Below are 1,000 nucleotides of genomic sequence, written 5' to 3'. Positions count from 1 at the left end.
ACATGGGCGTAATGATTACGGGTATTGCGGTTCGCCGTTTCCCTTCTTCTGGTGGTTCGGATGCTGTGGTTCACGTCTTACGTGGTATTGATGAAGTCAAACATGAAAAGTTCGAGCAAGAAGGCATCGGCTTTTCTACCGATGTACCTCGTACCAAACAACAATTAAAAATGGATGTGAACTATGCGCGTGAAATTATTGCTAAGCGTGCATTTATTCCGAACGTCGAATACGAATTAGAGTTTTCACATAATCCGGACGATCCTTTGGAAGTGATTATTACCAAAATCATTCCTGTTCATCCGGAAGTGAATGCCAAAATTGAAGCGGCATTAAAGGCAAAATAAACCATGGGCATTTGTTTGATTGTGGATGACAACAATCAGGCGACGATTTCAAATGCCCCTTCCAATGAATGTCAGGGATATATGATTCCCTCTGCGGTTGAATATCAGTCATTTATTAATCCGTCGCTTGAAATAGATGTCGAGCTTTTTAATTTGGTCAGTGGTGCGTTATTAGTCACGTTTATCACTGGTCATGTACTCGGGCGAATTGTTCGCTATTTGGGAAAACGTTAGAAATAGGAAATATGATTATGTCAGTTAAAAACATTCTTGCTACAAAACGCGCTAAAGCTGGTCTGGTTGTAACGTCTATGGTTGCTGCTTCTCCTTCTTTTGCCGAAACCACTCAGGAAGCTATCACGGCGGCAGTCGCTGCGGGTCAGTCCAGCGTTAGCCTGACGGTTGCGGGTGTGATTGGCCTTGCGGCTCTGGGCTTCGGTGTGGGTATGATTGTTTCGTTCCTGCGCCGCTAATATGGGTAGCTTGCTGGGTGACGCTGTCACAATACTCTTTGCAATTTCCTTTGTAACAGTTTTCGTGACTGGCTTTAAAAGCGGAATATTATCAGCGTAGTCAAAGGCAAATAATATCAAGGCGGCTTAGGTCGCCTTTTTTATTGGTGAGAAAATGAAAAGAATATTTCTTTTATTCCT

The 1,000-nt window shown here is 43.1% G+C and carries 3 protein-coding genes; all 3 read left to right on the top strand.

Annotation, left to right across the window (positions count from 1 at the left end):
- Positions 1-2: 2 nt before the first annotated feature.
- From C9I92_RS25075 to C9I92_RS25065, 3 genes are read left to right on the top strand one after another with little or no spacing between them, the layout of a single operon-like run.
- Positions 3-347, top strand: a complete 345-nt coding sequence (locus C9I92_RS25075) for a DUF1293 family protein (RefSeq protein WP_248827405.1) — start codon at positions 3-5, stop codon at positions 345-347.
- Between the two features lie 3 nt (positions 348-350).
- Positions 351-581 (top strand): hypothetical protein, encoded by a 231-nt coding sequence (locus C9I92_RS25070; protein WP_107193948.1) that lies wholly within the window; start codon positions 351-353, stop codon positions 579-581.
- A 17-nt stretch (positions 582-598) separates the two neighbouring features.
- Complete coding sequence (locus C9I92_RS25065; RefSeq protein ID WP_249037531.1) at positions 599-820, top strand: hypothetical protein; 222 nt, start codon at positions 599-601, stop codon at positions 818-820.
- Positions 821-1,000: the final 180 nt, after the last annotated feature.

Source organism: Photobacterium ganghwense, from assembly GCF_003025595.1.
Classification (GTDB): domain Bacteria; phylum Pseudomonadota; class Gammaproteobacteria; order Enterobacterales; family Vibrionaceae; genus Photobacterium; species Photobacterium ganghwense.
The sequence above is the reverse complement of the archived record's forward strand: the minus strand, read 5'-3'. Positions and strand labels throughout refer to the sequence as shown.